Here is a 22,230-nt window from a genome sequence, read left to right as displayed (position 1 = left end):
CTCGACGTGGCGATCGGCCCGGCGGTCACGCCTTGAAGCTGCTCGCGAAGCTCGCGGCGCCACGTGAAAAGCTGCGACGGTACGATATCGTGCCGCCGGGCGACCGCGCTCACGCTCTCGAGGCCAGCCAAAGCTGATTTTGTCATTGATTGGATTGCGGGACCATAAGGTGTCAATACACTGACAGGTTTGATTGCTCCAACTGCACCAAGCATGTTCATCGCGACCTCGCCTACGGTCTGCTGCCGAACGGTATAGTTAGGATCAAAATACGGACTGGTCTGCTCGTAGAAGCCAGGAGCAGGAGCATTCCAAACCTTCCCGACCGCCTCGGCCGCCAGTCCCGTCGGGTCCGTTCGGTTACTCGGATCATTGCCGACATAGGCGTAGAGGTTCGAGCCGTCCGCGGTACCGATGGGATCGGTCTGGAGGAACCGTCCGAGCTTGGTCACCTGCAGGGCGCGGTTGTAGCGAACGCCTGGTTGATCGCCGCGCCGCCGCCCAAGGCATGGCCCAGCGTGTCCAGCGCTCCCGTATCCTCATAGCCATAGCTCGTGTTCGCCCCGCTCGGGCGGGCGATCGAGGTCAGCCGCGAGAGATCGTCATAGCTGTACGCCGCCAGCCGCCCGGTCGTGGTCGAACAGTCCGCCGCCTCCTTGACCTGCGTCACCCGACCCAGCGCATCGGTGCAGCTCAGCATCATCCCCGCCGAGGACGGCCAGCTCAGCGTGCGTGACAGGCCCTGTGCGGGCGTGCCGTAGCTGTAACCCTGCGAGGTCTGCCGGCCGATTGATCTCTACCGCTTTTTCAATCCGACCTCATGTCGTGCCAGATACCAACAAATGGAGTCGGTCTGGTAACCAAGAGCGAACACCTCTTGCATTCGAGCGATACAACTTAGTTCATTGCCATTGGCGCGGCCTATCACGCCATCGTGAAACAAGGCTTGTCCCAACGCCAATTTTATTGAACGATCTCTCTCGGCCACGCGATAAGCAGCAGCAAGAGTTCGCTCGCCGGTTGCTCCTTCCAGCGCATCCTCAAAAGATCGCTCGCCCAGAAGCTGTTTGACCGTGGCAACCGGGTAACGGAACAAGCTCGGACGCTTGTCATATTTGACATTGAGCTTTTGCAAATAGCTCAGCGCATAATCCCGCTCTGCCCCATCGCCTGCTGTCAACGCCATATAGTGCAGGATGAGTCCGAAAGTTGCGCCTCCCGCGAGATCCGGGGCCATACTCACCGTCCGGTTCAGAATTGCGGCACAAAGCCCATGAACTAGCTCAATAGCACGCTGGTGATCTTCAAGGCACCAATAGGCGGTCGAAAGATAAAGCTGTTGCCCGGGATGGTCGGGATTTTGCTTTTGATGTTCGTGAACACGCTCCATCAGGGGGATCGCGGCCGTGTAATTTCCAGTTGCTTGATAAGACTTCGACAATCCGTCGATTGATCCGATATCATTTGGATATTGGGACAGCTCAGCTTTATACGCGACAATCGCTTCCTTAAATTGACCAGCCATGAAAAAATCGAGAGCTGCCATCAGAAATCAAAACCCCAGCGAAGATTACCCTGTGCGTCATAGGTGACAGCGCTAACCGTTGCAGGGTCGTAACCCCAATTTTTCACCTGAGTGTTGAACGATTTCAAACCCGATGCAGTGTTGGGCTTAATCTCAATATGCTCAAAGCCTAGCCGATTAGCATAGATGGGATCGACGGAAATATCTACTCCGGTACGCCCAGGTGCAGTCCGATTTATGACGCCCCACGCGCCCAATTGTGTTTGCAGCCTCGCGCCGGCTTGCACATGCGCTTCTTGCCCGAAGGTCGTCGTGCCAAATTTCAGGTTGGAGGGCACAGAGATTCTGCCGAGACTGGCTGCGTGAAAAACGCGGCTTCAATTGTGAGTTCCATTCGCTTACCATTACCCTCGCCGGTTAGAGTTCGGGTCTTTCGTCGCTAATAGAAAGCCCGAAGCTTGAAATCGGCGAAAAACGCGATTTGCTGAATTTGATCACATCGAACCTGCGCGCAGACCGCAAAAAGCTCCTGTTTGATTGGAAAAAGAGCTTCCTGCCACTGCTCGAAAAGAGAGAAACACCCAAAGGGGTGGAGCATGGGACTCGAACTTTAAGGTGATTTCTAGCCCACCTTTTAGCCCACCTTCAGTTGAGTGAAAAGGCGAGTTAGTATGTTCTACCCTGAGAAGGCGCAGCACAGGAAATTCCCAGAATTCTGCCGAAAATGAGCCGCCATGTTCCGGCAGGAGCAGGCGACTTCCGGCACCTAAGCGGCACCATTTTCCTACTGCATCTTTCACAAGAAAAACTGCGGGCGTCCGACGAAGCGGCGGCCCGCAAATGGGGCCTGTCTGGGTCAGCTTCGGGCACTTCGGGGAACGGGTGGGGTGGCCCGCGCCATGCCCATTTGTATTGATGCCAATGGGCCCAAATGGATTTGCGCGTCATATTGATGGGGCCTTGATGATGCCGAATCGCCGCACCGCCCTCCGGCAATTCTGCCGGCTATGCGCCGAGCGATCTCCGCCGCTCCCGCGCATCCGCCGCCAATCCTGTGTCCGCATCACCGCGAACTCATCGCGCTGAAAATCTGCCGAAGTAGCCCCGGTCGGCACAGATCACTCCCGCTCGGGCAGGCAGCCGAAGCCATCCTTGAGCCGGGACGATCGCTCCGCGATGAGCGGGACGGAAGCGGTGACGCGGCGTGCCTGCGGATCGTCGGTGTAACGAACGAGGGCCATCCACGGCATGCCGGCCAGGTCCCCCGCGCAACTGCCAGGCGCGCGCCCCTCGACATAGCGGCAGGAGCAGGCGATGCGCGCGCCGAGGCCCGCGGCCTGCGCGGCCTGCCGCTGCCAGCCGGGCCAGTTCACCGCGATGGCGAAGGCGACGATCGCGCCGATCCCCCACAGTACCGGCCGGATCAGCCGAATCGCAATCTTGCCGTCCCCTTTCATGGTCGGGCGTGATAGGGCGAGGCTCGATGAAGATCAAAATGCTTTGCCGCTGGCTCGGGGTGCTGACGTCCGTTGCGCTGGTGGCCGGCGCGAGCGCGTCACAGGACGTGCCGGCAAGCCGCTATGCCGTGCTCAAGGACAGCGACGGCGTCTCCGCGCTCGCGCTGCGCGAGGCGATCGACCCGCTGTTCGACCCGGCTTTGGGTGAGACGCGGGCGGTGATCGTGATGCGCGGCGGGAGTATCGTGGCGGAACGCTATGCGCCGGGCTTCGGGCCGCAGAGCCGGCTGCACAGCTGGTCGATCGCCAAGACGGTGACCGGGCTGCTGGTCGGCATCCTCGTCTCGGACGGGCGGCTGGCGCTCGATGATCCCGCGCCCGTCCCTGCCTGGCACCAGCCGGGCGACCCGCGCGCGCAGATCACGCTGCGCCAGCTCCTCCAGATGCGATCGGGCCTGCAGCACCGTGAATACTGGATCTCGCCCGAGCCCAGCGACCTCGTTGACATGATGGTCGGCGAAGGCGCGCGCGATCAGGCGGCGTTCGCGCGCTCCAAGCCGCTGGTCCAGAAGCCGGGCAGCACATTCGGCTACAGCACGGCGACCAGCATGATCCTCTCGGGCATCGTCACCGACCAGATCGCCGGGGCGGTGCAGGGCGCACAGGCCCGGCGCGACGCGACCGCCCGCTTCCTCGCCGCGCGCTTCACCGGCCCGCTCGGCCTCACCGGCTTCATGCCCGAATATGACGAGGCCGGCACCTTCGAGGGCGGCGCGATGATGCACATGACGGCGCGCGACTATGCGCGTGTCGGTGAACTCATCCGGCTGCGCGGCAAGGCGGGCGAGCGCCGGCTCGTTTCGGACCAGTGGTTCGACGTCATGCTGGCGCCCTCGCCTGCCAATCCCGCTTATGGCGCGCATATCTGGACCAACCGGGCGAGCGACCACAGCGCGCTCTTCCCGGGGCAGGCGCTGCCGAGCGTCGTCGGCGCGGTCGGCCATCGCGGCCAATATATGCTGGTCTCGCCGCAGCAGGGCCTGACCATCGTCCGCCTCGGCGTCACGCGCGATGAGCAGATGGGGGCGTTGGCGAATGCGATGGCGCGGCTGGTGCGGCGGTTTCCGTGAGGAACACTCCTAAACCAGAAATCGCCCCTCGATCACCGTGCGGCACTGGCCGGACAGGACGGCGCGATCTCCCGCCAGTTGGCAGCCGACATAGCCGCCGCGAGCGCTGGCCTGATAGGCCGTGAATGACTCGCGGCTGAGACGTGCGGCCCAATAAGGGGTGAGCAGGCAATGCGCCGATCCGGTGACGGGGTCCTCGTCGATGCCGGCGCCGGGGGCGAAGACGCGGCTCACGACATCGGTCTCGGTCCCCGGTGCAGTGGCGATCGTCAGCACGTCACCGAGCTTCGCCAGCGCCGGGAAGTCCGGGGTGAGCGCGCGAACCGACGCCTCGTCAGCATAGGCCAGCAGCGCATAGCCGCCCTCCCGCCAGAGCATCTCGGTCGGGGCCGGGCCGCCGAGCAGGGCGGCGATGTCTGCCCGGTCGGCGGGCTGCATCGTCCAGGCCGGCAGATCGAGCGCATAGCCGCTGCCGGCGCGGGTCACGATGAGATCACCGGCCTTGCGCGTGCGGAAGCGGATGCTCGGCGCATGGCCCATCAACACGTGGCCGCTCGCCAGCGTGGCGTGGCCGCACAGCGCGACCTCGACGGCGGGCGTGAACCAGCGCAGCTCATAATCCGCCCCCGCGCCCTCCGGCAGCTTCACGGTGAAAGCCGTCTCGGCGAGGTTGTTCTCCTCCGCGATGGCCTGAAGCGTCGCATCGTCCAGCCAGTTCGCGAGCGGCATGACGGCGGCTGGATTGCCGGTGAATGGGGCATGCGCGAAGGCATCGACCTGCGTGAAGGGTATGGCGGTCATGCGGGCTTCTCCTCGGCAGTTTTCTGACCGACGACCAGATCTGCGACGAGCTGGACGGCATCCTGCTCCGCGATCGGATCGTCGGTGTCGATCTGTCCTTCGGGATCGGGATGGATGAGAATCTCGACGCCCGGAAATTCCTTGGCCAGCCGGGCCTCGACCTCGTCCATGATTCGGTGCGCCTGCGCGACCGTCAGGTTTGGATCGACATCGACGTGGAACTGCACGAAATCCTGCGTGCCGCTGGAGCGGGTGCGCAGATCGTGAATGCCCTTGAGTTCGGGATGGCGCGCGGCCACGGCGAGGAAATGTTCGCGCCGCTCGACCGGCCATTCCCGGTCCATCAGCTGATCGATGGCATGAGCAGCAGTGCGCCACGCGCTCCAGCCGAGCCAGACGCCGATGGCGAGGCCGAACAGCGCATCGGCGCCATGCAGGCGCAGCACCGTTTCCAGCAGCAAGGCGGCGATCACCGAGAGATTGAGCGCGAGGTCGCTGCGATAGTGGAGATTGTCCGCGCGGATCGCGACCGATCCTGTCGCCCGGATGATGCGGCCCTGATACCAGACCAGCGCGAGCGTCAGCAGCATGGCGAAAACCGACACGGCGATGCCATATTCGACATCGCCGGGCGCATTGCCTCCGCCGAAGCGTTGCACCGAGCGCACGATGATGCCCAGCGCGGCCATGCTGATCAGCAAGACCTGGAACAGCGCGGCGAGTGCTTCCGCCTTGCCATGGCCGAAGCGATGCTCCGAATCTGCCGGTTGGGCGGCGACATGCACGGCGATCAGCGTGACGATGCTGGCGACGAGATCGAGTCCCGTGTCTGCCAGCGAGCCGAGCATCGCAATCGAGCCGGTTCGCCACACGGCATAGACCTTGAGCGTGGCGAGGATGAGCGCGACGCTGACGCTGGCGAGCGCGGCTTTGCGATTGAGCGCCCCGCTCGCGGCGAGAGGCTCGCCGCCGGTCATGGGTAGAGCATCCCCGCGCGCCAGCCGCCCGCGCCGTCCGCCTCGTAGCGGCTGCGCTCATGCAGCCGGAAGGCGCGGTCGAGCCAGAATTCGATCGCGCGCGCCGTCAGCCGATAACCGGACCAGTGCGGCGGGCGCGGCACCGGGCTGCCGGCAAAGCGCGCTTCCTCCTCCGCGAAACGGCGCTCGAAGGTCTCGCGGCTGTCGAGCGGGCGCGACTGGTCTGACGCCCAGGCACCCAGTTGGGAATCACGCGCACGACTGGCGAAATAGGCATCAGCCGTCGCGTCATCGACGCGGCTCACCGATCCCTCGATACGCACCTGCCGGCGCAGCGACTTCCAGTGGAACAGCAAGGCCGCGTTCGGATTGCTCAACAGGTCGTTCGCCTTACGGCTTTCGAAATTGGTGTAGAAGATGAAGCCGTCCGGCCCGTGTCCCTTCAACAGCACCATGCGCACTGACGGGCGACCCATGGCATCGACGGTCGCCAGCGCCATCGCGTTGCTGTCATTGGGCTCGCTGGCCCGTGCTTGTGCGAACCAGATCCCGAACAACGAAAAGGGATCTTCCGTAACGGTCGTCGGCTCTGCCGGATCGGGAAGCGTGCTGGTCATGGCCGCCTCCTACGCGCGGACTCGCGGGCTGTCGAGCCGAGGTCCGCCGTGTGCGCCATTCATCTGCCATCAAGCCCGCTGAGCCTAGGCCGGACTCGGGCGGGCACGAGCAAGACCATGCACGACCGCGTGCCGAGGAGTTTCCCGATGCCGATCCACCCGCTTTCCCGCTCGCTCCTGCTGCTGACGGCGCTCTCCGGCGGCCTGTTGTCGGTCTCGGTGCCGGCCTCTGCCCAGCCCGGCTGGGGCCATAGCCGGCTCGATGGCTGGCGCTCGCCGCGCCTCTCGTCCTCGTCTTCCAGCCGGGACGACAGCCGCGAAGGCAAGGTGCAGGTCGAGCAATTCGCGGCCGACGATGCAGCCGGAAAGCTCGGCCATGGCCCGATCAGCGTCGCCTCGGCCCCCGGAACGACCAGCGATGCGAGCGATACGGCTGCCTATGAGGCGGCGGTCGTCGATCAGCTCGTCAAGGTGGGCTATGACACGGTAACGCCGGACCCTGACGGCGGGCAGATCGTCGAGCTGCGCATCGTGCGTGACGTACTGGTGCCGCAGGAGCAGAAGCGCAAGCCGGTGAGCGGCGAAGTGACGGTCGGCGCGTCCAACTACGGCACCTTCACGGGCATGGCTATCGCCGTCGATCTCACCAAGCCGCGCAAGGCCCTACTCTCCACACGGCTGGAAGCGCGCGTCAAGGACCGCGCGACCGGCGCGGCGCTCTGGGAAGGCCGGGCGACGATCGCGACGCGCGACGGCAGCGATCGCTGGACCGAACAGGCCATCGCGACGCGGCTGGCTGCAGCGCTGTTCGAGCATTTCCGCGAGAGTGCCGGGGCGAAGGTAGCGAGCCGATAAGGCCGCGCCGAAGGCACAGCGGCCTGCGCCACACGCACTGTAACCCAATGCGGCGTGATCGGGCGGCGCGTGGCGATGCGATCTCCCTTGCGGCGAGGCGCGACAATCGCCAGATGAACGAGCATGGCAGATCCCTATACCTTGCTCGGTGTGTCGCGCGGCGCGGACGATGCGGCTATCAAATCCGCTTATCGCAAGCTCGCCAAGGAGCTGCATCCGGATCGCAACAAGGACAATCCCAAGGCGGCCGAGAAGTTCGCCGAGGTGACGAACGCCTATGATCTCCTGTCCGACAAGGACAAGCGCGCCCGCTACGACCGGGGCGAGATCGACGCAGAGGGCAATCCGACGCATCCCTTCGGCTTCGGCGGCGGGGGTGGTGGCGGCCACACCTATACGCGCAGCGGCGGGCAGGGCGCCGAGTTTGATTTCGGTTCCGGCGGTGGGGATTTCGGCGATATTTTCGAAGGCCTGTTCGGTGGCGGGCGGCGCAGCGGTGGTCCGTTCGGCGGCGGTGGCTTCGGCGGGCGATCCGCCCCGCCCCAGCGCGGCGGCAACGTCACCTACCGACTCGCGGTATCCTTTGTGGATGCGGCGACGCTCGCGCCCCAGCGCATAACGCTCGCGGACGGGAAGACCATCGACCTCAAACTCTCGCCCGGCGTCGAAACCGGCACGCAGATGAAGCTCGCCGGCAAGGGTCAGCCAGGCCCTGGCGGCGCGGGCGACGCGATCGTCACGATCGAGATCGGCACGCATCCCTTCTACACACGCGACGGCGACAATGTGCGGCTCGACCTGCCGGTGACGCTGAACGAGGCCGTGAACGGCGCGCGGGTCAAGGTGCCCACTGTGGATGGGCCGGTGATGCTGGCGGTGCCGGCCGGGGCGCGTTCGGGCCAGACCCTGCGCCTCAAGGGCAAGGGTTTCACCCGCAAGGGCGGCGAGCGCGGCGACCAGCTCGTCACCCTGCTGATCGATGTGCCGGCGGACGACGCGGCGCTCAAGAGCTTCGTCGAGGGCTGGACGGACGTGCGGGACGTGCGGGGCAATCTGGTCTGAATAGTTCCTCTCCCCATTCTGGGGCGAGGATACGGAGCCTTGTCGCAAAGCGACCAGGCGACGTTGGAGAGGGGTGAGACCATTGCCCTCTCTCCGAGGTCCACCAGCCGACTAACGTCGGCAGGCTCCCCTATCTTCATCAGGCACACAGAACCCCGCGCTGTTTAGGTCATGCCGGGGGCATGACCGACCTGATGAACCCCAAAAGGGGAGAGGAACCCTCTGTCCTTCGTTATGGCTCTTCGACTTTGCTCAGCCCTTACTCAGGACGAACGGTGTCATCAGCGGATCGTTCGCCTACGCCGTCACCCGCTGCCGGTTCGCCACCAGATTATCGACAACGCTCGGATCGGCCAGCGTCGAGGTGTCACCCAGCTGATCTACCGCGTCCTCGGCGATCTTGCGCAGGATGCGGCGCATGATCTTGCCCGAGCGGGTCTTGGGCAAAGCCGGCGCGAACTGGATGATGTCCGGCGTCGCAATCGGCCCGATTTCGTGGCGGACCCACTGGACCAGCTCCTTGCGCAGCGCCTCGTTGCCGTCCTCGCCGGCATTCAGGGTCACATAGGCATAGATGCCTTGCCCCTTGATGTCGTGTGGCATGCCGACGACGGCGGCCTCGGCCACCTTGGCATGAGCCACCAGCGCGGATTCGACCTCGGCCGTGCCCATGCGGTGCCCGGAGACGTTGATGACGTCATCGACGCGGCCGGTGATCCAATAGTCGCCATCCTCGTCGCGCCGGCATCCGTCACCGGTGAAATATTTGCCGGGATAGGTCGAGAAATAGGTCTGGAAGAAGCGCTCATGATCGCCCCAGACGGTGCGCATCTGGCCCGGCCAGCTGTCGGCGATCACCAGATTGCCCTCGGTCGCGCCGTCCAGCACCTTGCCGTCGGCATCCACGATCTGCGGCACGACGCCGAAGAAAGGCTTGGTCGCGCTGCCGGGCTTGAGGTCGGTCGCACCGGGCAGCGGCGTGATCATGTGCCCGCCGGTCTCGGTCTGCCACCAGGTGTCGACGATCGGGCAGCGCGTGTCTCCGACCACGCGATAATACCATTCCCAGGCTTCGGGATTGATCGGCTCGCCGACCGATCCGAGAATGCGGAGCGTCGAGCGGTCCGTCTTCTTCACCCACTCGTCGCCCTCGCGCATCAGCGCGCGCAGCGCGGTCGGCGCGGCATAGAAGGTGCTGACCTTGAACTGGTCGACCACCTGCCAGAAGCGGCTGAAGTCGGGATAATTAGGCACGCCCTCGAACATCACGGTCGTCGCGCCATTCGTCAGCGGACCATAGACGATGTAGCTGTGGCCGGTGACCCAGCCGATATCGGCCGCGCACCAGTAGATGTCGCCGGGCCGGTAATCGAACACGGCATGATGCGTCAGCGAGGCCCAGACGAGATAGCCGCCGGTGGTATGCAGCACGCCCTTGGGCTTTCCGGTGGAGCCGCTCGTGTAAAGGATGAACAGCGGGTCTTCCGCGCCGATTTCCTCGGCCGGGCAATCGGGCGAGGCCGCGTCGCGCAGATCATGATACCAATGGTCGCGGCCGTCCCGCATGCTGATCGCGCCGCCAGTGCGCTTGACCACGATCACGGAGGTGACGGCGGGCGCTTGCAGGAGCGCTTCATCGACATTCGCCTTGAGCGGGATCTTCTTGCCGCCGCGCAGCCCCTCGTCCGCTGTGATGACGATCGTCGAATCGCAGTCAGTGATGCGGCCGGCGAGGCTGTCCGGCGAGAAACCGCCGAACACCACCGAGTGGATCGCGCCGATCCGCGCGCAGGCCAGCATCGCCATCGCCGCTTCGGGGATCATCGGCATGTAGATGGTGACACGGTCGCCCTTCTTGACGCCCTGCCCCTTGAGCGCATTGGCAAAGCGGCAGACATCCTCGTGCAGCTCGCGATAGGTGATCGTCCGGCTCTCGGACGGATCGTCGCCCGCCCAGAGGATCGCCGGCACGTCGCCGCGCTCGGCCAGATGCCGGTCGAGGCAATTGGCGGCGATGTTGAGCGTCCCGTCCGCGAACCACTTGATGCCGAAGCTGTCGGCATCGAAGCTCGTCTCCTTAACCTGCGTGAATGGCTTGATCCAGTCGATCCGCTGCGCCTGCTCGCGCCAGAAGGCATCCGGGTTTTCGACCGACTGCGCGTACATGCGCGCATAGTCCTCCGCTTTGACATAGGCGCGCTCGCGCCACTCGGCGGGGACGGGATAGACGGTCTGGCTCACGGGGACTCTCCCAAACTTGCTGGCCTAATCTTGCTTGGGATCAGTCCTTAGCGGGAGTCTTTGCGCCGTGCCAAGTCAGATGCTGGGAGAGACAATCGCGAGCTTTCCTGAGTCATATCCCAGGCTCATGCTGAACATGGGCAGCATCTGGTTCGCTCAGCGCTCGTCGCCCCACAGCACTTGCCCGTCCGGATCGGATATCTGCGAGAGCCGCCGGGCCGCGCGCCGGGCGAGGCGCTGGACCTCCGCCTTGCGTCGTGGGGCCGCCAGCGGCTCACTGGGGGCAGAGCGGACGATCTCCGCATCATATTGATCGGCCACGATGAGGCCCGTGCGCGCCGGCCACAGCGCATCGCTTTCGAACAGCGCCAGATCGAAGCCGGACGGCACCGCCCAGAAATAGCGATCGCAATAGTCGAAATAGTCCGGCCACTTGCCGTCGCCGAGCAGGTCGGCCTTGCTGCACTTGATCTCGACCGCGATGATCATGCCACGCGCATCGACCGCCATGATGTCCAGCCGCCGGCCATTGGGCAGCGGCACTTCCGCAACTCCGAAAATATCATGCCGGGCAAAGAGCCGCATGACGCCGCGCGTCACGGCAAGCGCCGTGCCGTCGCACAGCAGCGATCCGGGCGCGAGATCGGGAAGGGGCGACGACTCCATCACGTCACCCTAGAACAAGTCGTGAACGTGCTCAAGGGTCGGGACAGGCCTGACCCCGAAGCACTCACCGATAGAAGACGTGACCGCCGATGCGCGTCACGCGCGGACGGCCCCAACCGGGCTGCACACGCGCGGCATGGAAGTAGAGCGCGCCCTCGACCGGGTTTTCCCAGCTGCCGTCGAGCGCGATCTGGGCGATCGCGCGCGCCGTGCGCCACTGGCCAGCATGCGTCGGCGTGGTCGGCATACGGCCGCCGCGCACGAAGCTGAACTGGCCCGGCTGCGTCACGACGCCGCACAGGCTGCTCGGGAACCGGCCGGACTTGGCCCGCTGCAACACGACATGCGCTACCGCGAGCTGGCCTGCGAGGCTCTCGCTGCGCGCTTCATAATAGACGGCGGTGGCGAGGCATTTTTCATCGGCCGTCAGCTCGCCCACGTCGGATTCATCGACCAGCTCGGCGAGCGTGTCAGGATCGTCGATGATGGCGGCGGCATGCGGCGCACTTTCAGCGGACGGATCCATGGAATTCTGGGTGCCGGACTCGACCGCCACGGGAGCCGCGACGGACTCGACGACGACAGCGGGAGCCATCAGGGCTTTGGGATCGATAACAGAGTCTTCGGAGACTTCTGCCAGGGCTAGAGTGGAGGACAGCATACCGACCGTCGCGACCGCGGCGATCATAAGATTCTTCGACATTCTTTTTCTGGTCTGTGCGGTGGGTCGGTTGGCGAGGCACCAGCCGCATTGTCATGCGGTCATGCGGTGCTTCGGTCCGCCCCCCGTCTGCGTGTTTGCGTCAACGGACCCCCATGATCCGTCATGCGCAACCTGCGCGAGGTGGGGGGCCATTGGCCGCTCGGGAACTTTAAGTCAACCCGCGCAAAGCACTTCGGCGGCGAGTTGTTCCCCCTCTGCGACATCCAGTTCCAGGACCCAGATGTCGGGGTCTCGAGCGACTCGGCGCTCAATATATCGCGAATTTTCCGTATCTTGGTCCCTGGTTTGCGGACCGCAGGGCGCCAATTGCGCTGTGCCATTCAGGGCCGTAATGCGTTCGAAAAAGCCGAGATTCCGACCGCGTTCAAGCAGTTGCACGATGATGCTTCCGCCGATCGACTCGCCCTTGTGGAGCACCATGGCCGTGCCGCCCTGCGCCTGGGTGCGGCGGATCAGCGCGCCGACGAGCAGGTGACTCGTCAGCCGGTCACTCATGTCGCGTCGGGTCCCCTTCGCCCATCGCTCCGGCATAGCCGGGCAGTCCGCCAAGCGGGATGGTCGAGCGCATGAACGTGCCCGTCCCGCGCCCGACTTCCTCGCCATCGCCATCGATCAGACGCGCTTCGGCGACATAGACGCGGCGCTTGCCGCTCAGCCAGCGCCCCTCGGCGATGATCGGGCCGTTCTTGAGCGGCTTTGTGAACAACAGGTTGAATGCAGTGGTGAGCAGGAAGCGATCGCTCACCAGGCTGTTGGCCGCATAGAATGCGGCATCGTCCATCATCTTGAAATAGAGCGTGCCGTGCGTCGCGCCGGCCGCATGGAAATAGGCCGGCGCGACATCGAATTCGATGCGCGCTTCGCCTGGAACCGGGATATGCAGGCGCGAGGGGAAAAGCCGATTGATCGGCGCCGAGGCATAGAGCCGCTCGAGCGCCCGGAAATGCGCGGTTTCGCCTGACGGTGCGCCGTCGTTCACGTCATCCTCAAGCGGCGTCCCGCGTCTCGCCACCGGCAAGCAGCGCGTAAAGCGCCGCATCCGATCCGACGCCGCGGATCCGGGCAAGATTGCGCTCGTTACGCAGCAGGCGCGAGACCCGCGCCAACATCTTCAGATGCTCGGCACCACTGTCGGACGGGGAGAGCAGCATGAACACAACATCGACCGGCACATCGTCGATCGCGTCGAAGGCGATCGGCTCGGCCAGCAGAATGATGGCGCCATAGACCTTGTCGAGATTGTCCAGCTTGGCATGGGGGATCGCGATGCCGCCGCCAAAGCCGGTCGAGCCCAGCCGTTCGCGTTCGGTGATGCGCTCGATGACGTCCTCCGGCGCGAGGCCATAGGCATCAGCCGCGAGCTGGCCCAGCTTCTGAAAAAGCTGCTTCTTGTTCGAAACCGTCACGGCCGACGAAACAGCGTCCGCCGCGAGCAAGTCGCTGAAATTATCCATATTCTACCTGTATCCTGCGACCGCCTGCGGATCTGTTGCGTCTTGCGTGAAGACGCCCATTGCAATCGCCTGGAAAAAACCGTGGCGCCCCATAGGGCCAAAGGGGGACGCGGTCAACCAGCGACCCGTCCGGTTGCGCCACGCCGGCGCGGAAAAGCTGGCGTTTAACGCGGGGGTTCGACCCAGCCGATGGTCCCGTCATTGCGGCGATAGACCATGTTAAACGCCTGCGTGCCGCTGTTCACGAACATCAGCGCGTTGGTGTTGCGCAGATCGAGCATCATGACCGCGTCCGAGACGCTTGCCTTGGGAATATCGACGCGCATTTCCGCGATGATCGCGGGTGCGTCCGCATCGATGTCGCTGTCCTCTTCATAGCCGCTTCCTTCGAAGACGACATAATTAGCATTGTCGATGCCGTTGATTGCGACGTCGGGAACGTCGCGCTGGGCCTCGGCGGCCGCGCTCTGCTCGTGGCGATCCTTGAGACGGCGCATATAGCGCCGCAATTGCTTCTCGATGCGCTCCGCCGCCTGATCGAAGGCCACATGCGCGTCCTGCGCCGCGCCTGCCCCCTTGAGGATCAAACCCGACATCACATGGCAGACAATGTCGCAGCGAAAGGCACCATGCGGCGCGTGGCCGAAGGTCACATGCGAGGAAATGGCGCGGGAAAAATACTTGTCCGCAATCCCCTGCAGGCGCGTGGTGACATGCGTTTGGAGGGCTTCACCGGTCTCGACCTGGTGTCCCGATACGCGAATGTCCATCAGCTGATCTCCTTTTCTTGGGCCTTAGACCTATGTAGGCGACGCGATGCCCATTGCCAGTTTCGGCTGGCTTTTCAGGCTCGAGGATCGCGCCACAGTGGATTGTCGAGTTTCTCCACAAAGGCTGAATGGCGAGCGAGTTCCGCTACGCTGGGCGTGAAAATGCGCATGGGACGGACAGCCCGTGGCGCCGCGTCGATGACAGGCATATCGCTGACGTCCGCCATGACGACGATGTCGGCATCGAGCGTGAGGCCGATCTGCCGGCCACCGGTCAGCTCGATGTAAAGCTGGGCCAGCAGCTCCGCATCGAGCAAGGCGCCGTGCTTGATGCGGTGGCTGCGATCGATGCCATAGCGCGAGCAGAGCGCATCGAGGCTGTGCTTGGCGCCGGGATGCAGGCTGCGCGCGATGGTCAGGCTGTCGATCATCCGCCCCATATCGACGATTTCGAGGCCGCAACGCTCAAGCTCGGCATTCAGAAAGCCGAAGTCGAAGCGCGCATTATGGGCGACCAGCATGGCATCGCCGAGAAAATCAAGCAGTTCGCGCGCCTTCTCCTTGAAGCGCGGCTTGTCCGACAGGAAGCGATCCGAGAGGCCATGCACAGCCTCGGCCGCCGAGGGCATCGTCCGCTCAGGATTGAAATAGGCGTGGAACGTCGCACCCGTCGGGATGCGGTTCATGAGCTCGATGCACCCGATTTCGACCAGACGGTCCCCGGTTAGGGGGTCCAGCCCGGTGGTTTCGGTATCGAAAACGATTTCGCGCATCGTGGATCGTGACTCGCTCAAGGACTTATTATCGGACCAGCGACCGGCGAAGGCAAGTCACCAGGCGCTCGATTTCGGCAAATGTCTGCCATTTTGGACGGGCCGTGCCGATGATGACGTCCGCGCGCGCTCGTTTGACATGGTCCGGCATCTGACTGGCGCGCAGCCGGGCGAAGCGCTGCGACGTCATGCCCCGCCGGCGAAGTACCCGGCGCCGCTGGAGAAAGAGCGGTGCGGAGACCACCACCACCAGATCCATCTCGGCCTCGCCGCCCGTTTCGAACAGCAGGGGGATGTCAAAAAGCAACATGGCATGCCCGCCGTGCCGGCGCAGAAATGCCTGGCGCGAAGCCCGCACAGCCGGATGGACGATCGCTTCGAGCGCTTTCAGCTCCTCGGCTTTGCCGATGACCCGTCCGCCGAGCGCCGCACGATCCACTCCGGCCCCTCCCGTCGTGCCGGGAAAACGCGCCTCGATCGGCCCGAGCAGCGCGCCGCCCGGTCCCTGCAGCCGATGCACCTCGGCATCGGCATCGAACACCGGGACGCCCAGCCGCGCGAACATCCTGGCGGCCACCGATTTTCCCATGCCAATCGATCCGGTAAGGCCGATCCTGAGCGGGCGATGCGGCATCGGATCAGGCCGGCGCGAGCAGCAACTCGCGCAGCTCGGCGTCCTTCTCGCGCGGCGCCTGCGCATCGAAGAAGATATCGAACGCCAGCGCCGCCTGGCCGATCAGCATGTCCAGGCCGTCGATCGTCTCCAGCCCCCGAGCCTTCGCCGCCGCCAGCAACGGCGTCTCGAGCGGCGCATAGACGATGTCATAGACCATCGCGCCGCCCGGCAGAGCCGAGAGATCCGGCGCGTAGGCGGGCTGCCCCGTCATCCCGAGCGAGGAGCTGTTGACCAGCAGGTCCGCCGCCGGCAGCGGCGCGTCGAAATCCTGCACGATGCCGTCCATGCCGAGCTTGTCCAGCAAGGCGCGGCCCTTGGCGGCATCGCGCACCACCAGAGTCAGTTCGGTCACGCCGACCGAGCGCAGCGCGAAGCCGATTGCCTGCGCCGCGCCGCCAGCGCCCGCCATGATCGCGCGCGTGCCTTGCCATTTGCGCGCCATCAGCGGCTGGAGAAAGCCGCCGGCATCCGTGTTCGTGCCGATCAGCGGCCCGCCGGTCTCGCACGCGACCGTGTTGATCGCGCCGATGCGCTCGCGCACGCCGCCCGGATCATCGACATAATCCAGCGCAGCGATCTTGTGCGGGATGGTGATGTTGCAGCCCAGCCAGTCGGGGTCGGCGCGGCGCATCAGGAAATAGCCGGCAAGCTGGCCTGCGGTCACATGCGTCTTGCGATATTCCGCATCGATGCCGAGCTCTTCCAGCCAGAAATTGTGGATGACCGGCGATTTGCTGTGCGCGATCGGGTCGCCGATGACTTCGGCATAGGGGCGATTGTCACTCATGCCGGCAGAATAGAGCGCACGCGCAAATAGTCGAGCAAAGGCAGCAGAGGCAGTCCCTGCACGGCAAACAGGCTCCCCGTGATCCGCGCGAAAAGCTGCGCGCCCGGCCCCTCGATCCGGTAGCAGCCGACGCACCAGCGGCAATTCTCCCAATCGAGATCGAGATAATGATCGATGAACGCCGGGCTGAGCGGTCGCATCTGCAAGGTCACGCTCTCGATATGCCGCCAGATCGGCTCGCCGCCCTGCGCGATGACGGCGGCGCTGTGTAGCTTGTGAGAACGGCCGCCCATGCGCATCAGCAAGGCCGCGGCCTCGTCGCGCGTCTCCACCTTGTCGATCCGGCTGCCGTCGTCCAGCTCCAGTGTCTGGTCGCAGCCAAGCACCAGATCGGTCGGATTGCGCATGGACGGCTTCTTGGCTTTCCATTCCGAGAGCGCATCGGCGAGATCGCGCGCGCTCACGCCTTCGTCATCCAGCCCGGCCTTGATCGCGTCCTCATCGACCCCGGCATCAACCGTCTCGAACGGCACGGCAGCTGCGCTTAGCAAACGGCGACGGCTCGCGCTTTGCGAGGCAAGCAACAGACGCACGCTCATGCCGGCCGGCCGCTGCCAAGGCCGTTGGTGAGGCTCTTCAAACGCTCCTGATAGAGATGCACGATCGCCGCCGCCGTCTCCTCAATCGAGCGGCGTGTCACGTCGATGACCGGCCAGCCCTGATCGGCGAACATGCGCCGCGCATGCGCCACTTCGCTGTTGACCCGCTCCAGATCGACATAGGCAGTCTCAGGCGCCTGATTGAGCGAGAGCAGCCGGTTGCGCCGCACCTGCACCAGACGCTCCGCACCTGCGGTCAAGCCGACGACCATCGGATGCTTGAGATCGAACAGGCTGGTCGGCGGCGGCGATTCCGGCACGAGCGGGATATTGGCCGTCTTGAAACCGCGATTGGCGAGATAGATGCTGGTCGGCGTCTTGGACGTGCGCGAGACGCCGGCCAGCAATATGTCCGCTTCTTCCCAGTTCTCCCAGCCGACGCCATCATCATGCGCGATGGTGAACTGGATCGCATCGATGCGCGCGAAATAGGCCTCGTCCAGCACATGCTTGCGGCCGGGGCGATTGCGCGTTTCCTGACCGAGCAGGTTGGACATCGCATCCGTCACCGGATCGAGGGGCGCCACGAACGGAATGCCAAGTGCCCGGCAGCCATTTTCCAGCTTCTTGCGCAGCGACTGATTGGCGAGCGTGAACAACACCATGCCGGGATTGCGCGCTACTTCCTCCAGGATACGCTCAAGATGCTGCTCGGAGCGGACCATCGGCCAGAAATGGCGGATCGTCTCGACATTCTCGAACTGTGCGATCGCCGCTTTGCCGATATGTTCCAGCGTCTCGCCGGTCGAGTCCGAGAGCAGATGCAGGTTCAGCCGGTCCATCGGGATCGTTCTGTGGACAATTCACGGATAATTCAAGGGACAGAAGCGTGGACAAACGCAGAGACGGAATCCATGCCCGATCGCGTTCCGGAACCGGCTCCCTTATCCACAGAGGTGATGCTGTGCACACAGGCTGTGGGTAGCGTGGACAATGATCGGGACTCGCCCGCGTTTGTGTGACCGGCCCGGGTCAAGCTGTTGGCAAAATGATGACAAGGCAATAATGCCCAGCATCCACGCCCCCAACAGACTCCAACAATCTTCTATTAACTTCTTATTAGGATATTGGCCCGTGGACGTTTCCAGTGTCACTGCCCCGCTGCTTGGGGTCCTCCACGGTCATCGACCTGCACGCCCGCCATTGTGGCTCATGCGCCAGGCGGGCCGCTATCTGCCGGAATATCGTGCGTTGAGAGCCGACAAGGGCGGGTTCCTCGACCTGTGCTATGACAGCGATGCCGCAGCCGAAGTCACGCTCCAGCCGATCCGGCGCTTCGGTTTTGACGGCGCGATTCTCTTCTCGGACATTCTGGTGGTGCCTCATGCACTCGGCCAGACTCTGTGGTTCGAGACGGGCGAAGGACCGCGTCTGGCACCGCCTCTGGTCGATGCCAATCTCAAGGATCTGACACCTCAGCCTGATCGGCTGGCGCCTGTCATCGAGACGGTGCGCAAGGTCAAGGCTGCGCTGGCGCCGGAAACGACCTTTCTGGGCTTTGCCGGCAGTCCGTGGACGGTCGCGACCTATATGGTCGCGGGGCAGGGCAGCCGCGATCATGCTGCCGCGCGGCGCCTCGCTTATGGCGATCCGGTGCGCTTTGCCGGCATCATCGAGGCGATCATCGGCGCGACGATCGACTATCTCTGTGCCCAGATCGAGGCGGGTGTCGATGCCGTGCAATTGTTCGACAGCTGGTCGGGCTCGCTCAGCCCCGAGCAGTTCCGCCAATGGGTGATCGCGCCCAATGCCACGATCGTGGCGGGCGTGCGGGCGCGACATCCGAACACGCCGATCATCGGCTTTCCGAAGGGTGCCGGTGCCAAGCTGATCGATTATGCTGCCGGGACATGTGTGGATGCGCTCGGGCTCGACGAGACTTTGGACCCGGTCTGGGCGAACCGCGAATTGCCGAAGGACCTGCCGGTGCAGGGCAATCTCGATCCGCTCGCGCTCATTGCGGGCGGGGCGACTCTGGACCGGGCTGTGGACAATATCCTCGATGCACTTTCCGGCCGGCCGCATATCTTCAATCTCGGCCACGGCATCCTGCCGGACACGCCGATCGCGCATGTCGAACAACTCGTGGCGCGGGTGCGGGGCGAGCAGTAACCGACCGTTCGTGTCGAGCGAAGTCGAGACACGCGGAGCGCGGCGCTGAACACATCTCGACTTCGCTCGATATGAAAGGGGAACCCGCGAACACACCCCGTTCCAATTTCCAGAGCGCCCGCCTAAAAGGCCCCCAGTCGCGCACGGCTCAAGAACGAGGAATAGTCCCCCATGTCGATTCTGCCGGGCATCGGTTTTCTGGGCGCCGCTTATCCTTGGGTGCTCGCCGGCCATGTCATCTTCGTCATCTTCCTGATGGCCAGCCTGTTCATGATGCCGCGTTTCTTCGTCTATCATCACCAGACCGTGGTCGGATCGCCCGAGGATCTTGCCTGGATCGATCGCGAGAACCGGTTGCGGCGCATCATCATGAATCCTGCCTTGATCATCGTATGGATTTTCGGGCTGCTGCTTGCCTTTCACATCGGTGCGTGGAGCGAGGGCTGGTTCCATGCCAAGCTGCTGCTTGTCATCATTCTCTCCGGCTTTCACGGCTGGATAGTCGGTTATGCGAAGAAGCTGGCGCGCGGCGAGCGTCCCTGGCCCGAGAAGCGCCTGCGCATGATCAACGAAGTGCCGGCGCTGCTGGTCACTTTCGTCGTCATTCTCGTCATCGTCCGGCCGTTCTGATCCATGGATGTGAGCAGCGCACTCGCGCGCCGTCGTTCGACGCGCGCCTTCCGTCCCGATCCGGTCGATCCGGTCCTGCTGGAGACTATCCTCAAAAAGGCGCTGCAAGCCCCGTCCAACAGCAATGTGCAGCCTTGGCATGTCTGGCTCGTCACCGGGGCACGTCTGGCCTCTCTGCGCGCCGCAACGGCTGCACGCAGCACTGTGCCGCCCCAGTTCGACGAGCGGGAATATTCCGTCTATCCCGATCCGCTCGAGGAGCCCTATGCCGGACGGCGTTTCCAGTGCGGCGAGCGCCAATATGCCGCGCTCGGCATTGCACGTGAGGATCATGACGGGCGGCTGCGTTACGTCTACAACAACCATCAGGCGTTCGGTGCGCCGGCCGCGATGTTCCTGTGCATTGATCGCGCCGCTGGACCGTCGCAATGGGCGGATTTGGGGATCTATCTCCAGAGCGTGATGCTGCTCCTGACCGAAGCAGAGATCGACAGCTGCGCGCAGATCAGCTGGACGGCCTTCCACAGCATCGTGCGTCGGGAGCTGGCGATTCCCGATAATCTGATGCTCTATTGCGGTCTCTCGATCGGTTATGCGGTCCCGGACGCGCCGGTAAACGCCGTCATCGCTGACCGGGCGGACGCTGCCGACATACTCCACATATTGAACGACTGAGCTGTGCGTCAGGACTGGTTGCGCGCCCAGTCCTGACGCGTCATCCCCACGAACGCATCATCCAGCCCGGCGCTGTTGCGCCTAAGAATGTCGCGCAGGCTGTTGGTCTGCGCGATGATTGCGAGGCCTTCCGGCGAGAAAGCGACACGGCTGGTGGCATCGTCTCCATAGACATGCTGGGAGAGCAGGGGATTGGTCAGCGCCTGCGAGAAGGCGTCCATCGCGACCATCACCATCACCAGCCTCGGTAGCGGTCCGTTGGCGCCCGGCGCCTCGGCGAAGAGTCCGGTGAAGAACTCGACATTGTCGATGTCGCCGTAAAGGCGTTCCATTTCCGCGGCGAGGGCATCGCGCCGCTCCTGCTCGTCCTTGCGTTTCGACGTGCCGACCAGCTCCTTGAAATCGCGCAGCGGCTTCAGTTTCATTGCCTGGCGATAGTCATTGTAGGTGGCGACATTGTTGAGCCGGCCTTGTGCGATCGCGTGCGAGTCCGCGCGGACGAGGAAATCCGCGCTGTTCTGGAGGCCAAGCGCGGTCGCATGATTGCCGGAGACATCGATGAAGCTGCCGACCAGCCCGCGCTCGATCAGCAGCGTATTGTTGAGCGAGAGCGCACTACCATCGATGCGCTTGCCACCCCAGTTGAGGGTCTGCGGGATCAGCGAATGCCAACGGTAAAGCAGGCTGAACTCGGTGGTCATCCAGTTGGTGCGGTTCCAGCCCGCGTTCCAGCAGACGGTCGGATTGGCGGAGAAGGGGATGACCGCCGTGCTGATGTGATTGATATATTCCTCGACCACCAGCTTGATGAACATGACGATGATGATGTTGCGCGCCGTCTCGAACACGCGCTCGTCGTCCCAATGCGGATAAGCGAGCTCCAGCAGGCCGGCGAGGCGGTTATGCTCGCGCAGCCAGAGCGTGTTCATCATCGCCACATAGGGCGTCGCGTTCACCCGGTCGCCGCCGACGGCGAAGATATGATTGTACCGGTCGGAGCCGACCGGGAGATTGTTGATGCCGAGCGGGAAATCGAGGATCGGCCTGCCTGCCGCATCGCAGAATTCCTCTTTCACCTTGTGGGTCACCGGGTCGAACAGGAATTCGGGAAATTCTTCCTTGCCGATCCATTGCGACTTGAGCTTGCCCTTCTGGCCGGGCTCTTCACTCATCCGGCGCAGCACGCTCGTCTGCGCCGGCGTGCGGCCATAGAGCGGACTCATGTCGATGTCGTGATTGGACGTGGTGCGCCGCCGGTCCTCGGGGAAGCTGTCGAAGGGCGCCACATTGGAGACCTGTGTGCGCAGGAAGCCGTCGGTCAGATATTGTGCGAAGGCCGGGAACAGCAGCGTCGACTTGCGGCAGGGACGCTGACCACTGGCCGGCGCTGCGAAGAGCTGCGCCGTCTGGTCGAGTGGCGGGCGCCGGGTGCCGAGCTTTTCCTCCTCCGGCAGCGGCATAGCCGGGAGCAGCCGCGCGCTGTAGCTGCGGTCGGTCAGGCCGCTCCAGCTGATATAGTCATGCTTGGTCGACCAGGGATGCGGCCGGTTGCGGCCACTCTGCACGATCTTGTTGATCAGCAAGTCGCTGACCCGCGCCTTGCCGATAAAGAATGCCACCGCCTTGAGAGCGAAGTCTT

Annotated in this window: 27 protein-coding genes; 6 read left to right on the top strand and 21 right to left on the bottom strand. The window is 64.0% G+C overall.

What is annotated here, in order from left to right; genetic code table 11:
* The 5 genes from KM135_RS19735 to KM135_RS08385 all read right to left on the bottom strand — a co-directional run.
* A partial coding sequence (locus KM135_RS19735) for an RHS repeat-associated core domain-containing protein (protein WP_343228165.1) occupies positions 1 to 452 on the bottom strand: 452 nt, incomplete at its 3' end.
* Positions 449 to 703, bottom strand: coding sequence for an RHS repeat domain-containing protein (locus KM135_RS08400; protein ID WP_221713530.1), 255 nt, complete (start codon positions 701 to 703; stop codon positions 449 to 451). The genes KM135_RS08400 and KM135_RS19735, both read right to left, overlap by 4 nt.
* Before the next feature lie 93 nt (positions 704 to 796).
* Positions 797 to 1,546, bottom strand: a complete 750-nt coding sequence (locus tag KM135_RS08395) for a tetratricopeptide repeat protein (protein WP_221713529.1) — start codon at positions 1,544 to 1,546, stop codon at positions 797 to 799.
* Complete coding sequence (locus KM135_RS08390) at positions 1,546 to 1,863, bottom strand: hypothetical protein (protein ID WP_221713528.1); 318 nt, start codon at positions 1,861 to 1,863, stop codon at positions 1,546 to 1,548. Before KM135_RS08390 ends, KM135_RS08395 begins: the two co-directional genes overlap by 1 nt.
* Before the next feature lie 780 nt (positions 1,864 to 2,643).
* Positions 2,644 to 2,982, bottom strand: a complete 339-nt coding sequence (locus KM135_RS08385; RefSeq protein WP_221713527.1) for a hypothetical protein — start codon at positions 2,980 to 2,982, stop codon at positions 2,644 to 2,646.
* Positions 2,983 to 3,008: 26 nt separating this feature from the next.
* On the opposite strand from KM135_RS08385, the gene KM135_RS08380 reads away from it, so the two are divergent.
* A complete protein-coding gene (locus KM135_RS08380) occupies positions 3,009 to 4,112 on the top strand; it encodes a serine hydrolase domain-containing protein (RefSeq protein ID WP_221713526.1) in 1,104 nt (367 codons plus the stop codon).
* A gap of 9 nt (positions 4,113 to 4,121) precedes the next feature.
* On the opposite strand, the gene KM135_RS08375 is transcribed toward KM135_RS08380, so the two are convergent.
* From KM135_RS08375 to pdxH, 3 genes are read right to left on the bottom strand one after another with little or no spacing between them, the layout of a single operon-like run.
* The gene (locus KM135_RS08375) at positions 4,122 to 4,913 is read right to left on the bottom strand and encodes a PhzF family phenazine biosynthesis protein (protein WP_221713525.1); all 792 of its coding nucleotides are present in this window, start codon (positions 4,911 to 4,913) and stop codon (positions 4,122 to 4,124) included.
* Positions 4,910 to 5,890 carry a cation diffusion facilitator family transporter gene (locus KM135_RS08370; protein ID WP_221713524.1) on the bottom strand — a complete coding sequence of 327 codons (981 nt, stop codon included), beginning with the start codon at positions 5,888 to 5,890 and terminating at the stop codon, positions 4,910 to 4,912. Before KM135_RS08370 ends, KM135_RS08375 begins: the two co-directional genes overlap by 4 nt.
* On the bottom strand, positions 5,887 to 6,507 hold the full coding sequence (gene pdxH, locus KM135_RS08365) for a pyridoxamine 5'-phosphate oxidase (protein WP_221713523.1): 621 nt from the start codon (positions 6,505 to 6,507) through the stop codon (positions 5,887 to 5,889). Before pdxH ends, KM135_RS08370 begins: the two co-directional genes overlap by 4 nt.
* Positions 6,508 to 6,654: 147 nt before the next feature.
* On the opposite strand from pdxH, the gene KM135_RS08360 reads away from it, so the two are divergent.
* On the top strand, positions 6,655 to 7,362 hold the full coding sequence (locus tag KM135_RS08360; RefSeq protein ID WP_221713522.1) for a DUF4136 domain-containing protein: 708 nt from the start codon (positions 6,655 to 6,657) through the stop codon (positions 7,360 to 7,362).
* A gap of 123 nt (positions 7,363 to 7,485) precedes the next feature.
* A complete protein-coding gene (locus KM135_RS08355; RefSeq protein ID WP_221713521.1) occupies positions 7,486 to 8,424 on the top strand; it encodes a DnaJ C-terminal domain-containing protein in 939 nt (312 codons plus the stop codon).
* A 297-nt stretch (positions 8,425 to 8,721) separates the two neighbouring features.
* Here KM135_RS08355 and acs read toward each other — a convergent pair whose 3' ends face one another.
* The 12 genes from acs to KM135_RS08295 all read right to left on the bottom strand — a co-directional run bounded on the left by acs (position 8,722) and on the right by KM135_RS08295 (position 17,956).
* The gene (acs, locus tag KM135_RS08350; protein WP_221713520.1) at positions 8,722 to 10,665 is read right to left on the bottom strand and encodes an acetate--CoA ligase; all 1,944 of its coding nucleotides are present in this window, start codon (positions 10,663 to 10,665) and stop codon (positions 8,722 to 8,724) included.
* Between the two features lie 156 nt (positions 10,666 to 10,821).
* Positions 10,822 to 11,331, bottom strand: a complete 510-nt coding sequence (locus KM135_RS08345; RefSeq protein WP_221713519.1) for an MmcB family DNA repair protein — start codon at positions 11,329 to 11,331, stop codon at positions 10,822 to 10,824.
* Positions 11,332 to 11,395: 64 nt separating this feature from the next.
* The gene (locus KM135_RS08340) at positions 11,396 to 12,034 is read right to left on the bottom strand and encodes a cell wall hydrolase (protein ID WP_221713518.1); all 639 of its coding nucleotides are present in this window, start codon (positions 12,032 to 12,034) and stop codon (positions 11,396 to 11,398) included.
* Positions 12,035 to 12,208: 174 nt separating this feature from the next.
* The gene (locus KM135_RS08335) at positions 12,209 to 12,550 is read right to left on the bottom strand and encodes a DUF1491 family protein (RefSeq protein ID WP_221713517.1); all 342 of its coding nucleotides are present in this window, start codon (positions 12,548 to 12,550) and stop codon (positions 12,209 to 12,211) included.
* The gene (locus tag KM135_RS08330; protein WP_221713516.1) at positions 12,543 to 13,094 is read right to left on the bottom strand and encodes a PaaI family thioesterase; all 552 of its coding nucleotides are present in this window, start codon (positions 13,092 to 13,094) and stop codon (positions 12,543 to 12,545) included. The genes KM135_RS08335 and KM135_RS08330 overlap by 8 nt, the downstream gene beginning before the upstream one ends.
* Positions 13,042 to 13,509 (bottom strand): PTS sugar transporter subunit IIA, encoded by a 468-nt coding sequence (locus tag KM135_RS08325; protein ID WP_221713515.1) that lies wholly within the window; start codon positions 13,507 to 13,509, stop codon positions 13,042 to 13,044. Before KM135_RS08325 ends, KM135_RS08330 begins: the two co-directional genes overlap by 53 nt.
* A gap of 164 nt (positions 13,510 to 13,673) precedes the next feature.
* Positions 13,674 to 14,279 (bottom strand): ribosome hibernation-promoting factor, HPF/YfiA family, encoded by a 606-nt coding sequence (hpf, locus tag KM135_RS08320; RefSeq protein WP_221713514.1) that lies wholly within the window; start codon positions 14,277 to 14,279, stop codon positions 13,674 to 13,676.
* Positions 14,280 to 14,353: 74 nt separating this feature from the next.
* The gene (gene dnaQ / locus KM135_RS08315; RefSeq protein ID WP_221713513.1) at positions 14,354 to 15,052 is read right to left on the bottom strand and encodes a DNA polymerase III subunit epsilon; all 699 of its coding nucleotides are present in this window, start codon (positions 15,050 to 15,052) and stop codon (positions 14,354 to 14,356) included.
* Between the two features lie 28 nt (positions 15,053 to 15,080).
* The gene (gene coaE / locus KM135_RS08310) at positions 15,081 to 15,686 is read right to left on the bottom strand and encodes a dephospho-CoA kinase (protein ID WP_221713512.1); all 606 of its coding nucleotides are present in this window, start codon (positions 15,684 to 15,686) and stop codon (positions 15,081 to 15,083) included.
* A gap of 4 nt (positions 15,687 to 15,690) precedes the next feature.
* A complete protein-coding gene (locus KM135_RS08305; protein ID WP_221713511.1) occupies positions 15,691 to 16,515 on the bottom strand; it encodes a shikimate dehydrogenase family protein in 825 nt (274 codons plus the stop codon).
* Positions 16,512 to 17,114 (bottom strand): Maf family protein, encoded by a 603-nt coding sequence (locus KM135_RS08300; RefSeq protein WP_221713510.1) that lies wholly within the window; start codon positions 17,112 to 17,114, stop codon positions 16,512 to 16,514. The genes KM135_RS08305 and KM135_RS08300 overlap by 4 nt, the downstream gene beginning before the upstream one ends.
* Positions 17,111 to 17,956: a pyruvate, water dikinase regulatory protein gene (locus KM135_RS08295; protein WP_221713509.1), complete on the bottom strand. Its 846-nt coding sequence runs from the start codon at positions 17,954 to 17,956 to the stop codon at positions 17,111 to 17,113. The genes KM135_RS08300 and KM135_RS08295 overlap by 4 nt, the downstream gene beginning before the upstream one ends.
* Before the next feature lie 292 nt (positions 17,957 to 18,248).
* Here KM135_RS08295 and hemE point away from each other — a divergent pair, with 292 nt between their 5' ends.
* The 3 genes from hemE to KM135_RS08280 all read left to right on the top strand — a co-directional run bounded on the left by hemE (position 18,249) and on the right by KM135_RS08280 (position 20,591).
* Positions 18,249 to 19,286, top strand: coding sequence for a uroporphyrinogen decarboxylase (gene hemE, locus KM135_RS08290; protein ID WP_425517012.1), 1,038 nt, complete (start codon positions 18,249 to 18,251; stop codon positions 19,284 to 19,286).
* A 189-nt stretch (positions 19,287 to 19,475) separates the two neighbouring features.
* Positions 19,476 to 19,916 carry a CopD family protein gene (locus tag KM135_RS08285; protein WP_221713566.1) on the top strand — a complete coding sequence of 147 codons (441 nt, stop codon included), beginning with the start codon at positions 19,476 to 19,478 and terminating at the stop codon, positions 19,914 to 19,916.
* A gap of 9 nt (positions 19,917 to 19,925) precedes the next feature.
* On the top strand, positions 19,926 to 20,591 hold the full coding sequence (locus KM135_RS08280) for a nitroreductase (RefSeq protein WP_221713507.1): 666 nt from the start codon (positions 19,926 to 19,928) through the stop codon (positions 20,589 to 20,591).
* A gap of 8 nt (positions 20,592 to 20,599) precedes the next feature.
* On the opposite strand, the gene KM135_RS08275 is transcribed toward KM135_RS08280, so the two are convergent.
* Positions 20,600 to 22,210, bottom strand: a complete 1,611-nt coding sequence (locus KM135_RS08275) for a peroxidase family protein (protein WP_343228163.1) — start codon at positions 22,208 to 22,210, stop codon at positions 20,600 to 20,602.
* Between the last annotated feature and the right edge of the window lie 20 nt (positions 22,211 to 22,230).

Origin of the sequence: Sphingobium xanthum (genome assembly GCF_019737615.1) — a bacterium.
GTDB classification, from domain to species: Bacteria; Pseudomonadota; Alphaproteobacteria; order Sphingomonadales; family Sphingomonadaceae; genus Sphingobium; species Sphingobium xanthum.
Note: the sequence above shows the minus strand (reverse complement) of the source record. Positions and strands in the feature narration are given on the sequence as shown.